Annotated in this window: 1 protein-coding gene; it reads left to right on the top strand. The window is 64.6% G+C overall.

The features are described from left to right. Positions 1-633: hypothetical protein (locus tag BEN48_RS16425; protein WP_158010231.1), on the top strand; the 633-nt coding region annotated here is incomplete at both ends.

Raw genomic sequence — 633 nt, 5'->3', positions numbered from 1 at the left:
CCTGGCCGTGACCATCAACGCCGCGCCCATGCCCACGCCCATTGTCACCATCGTGCAGCCCACGTGCCTGCTGGTCACGGGCTCGGTGAGCGTCACGGCCCCACTCTCCGGCGCCACCTACACCCTGGTGGGAGTGGGCGCCACGGCGGGCGTGTCCTTGACCTCCGCCGCGGGCGTGTTCACCAACTTGGCTCCCGGCACCTACAGCCTGAGCGTGGCGGTGAATGGGCTGGTTTCGGCCGCGTTGGCCGTCACGATTAACGCCGTGCCTGCGGCCCCGGCCCGGCCCATTGCCGTGGTGGTGCAGCCCACAAGTGTGCTTACTACAGGTTCAGTAACGGTTACGGCCCCGGTATCCGGCGGCATTTATGCTTTGGTGAAAGTAGGCGCCACTGCTGGAGTCTCGCTCACGTCCACCACGGGCATATTCACCGACTTGGCCCCGGGTACATACAGCTTGAGCGCGACGCTCAACGACTGCACTTCGCCAATCTTGACTATTATAATTGATGTCGTGCCTGGTGCTCTGGCTCAGCCTGTTGCCGTGGTGGTGCAGCCCACGTGCGTGCTGGCCACCGGTTCGGTAACCGTGACTGCGCCTTTGTCCGGCGGGGTATACACCCTGGTGGGTGC

The sequence above is a fragment of the Hymenobacter glacialis genome (assembly GCF_001816165.1).
GTDB lineage: Bacteria > Bacteroidota > Bacteroidia > Cytophagales > Hymenobacteraceae > Hymenobacter > Hymenobacter glacialis.
This window is presented reverse-complemented; position numbering and strand designations above follow the sequence as displayed.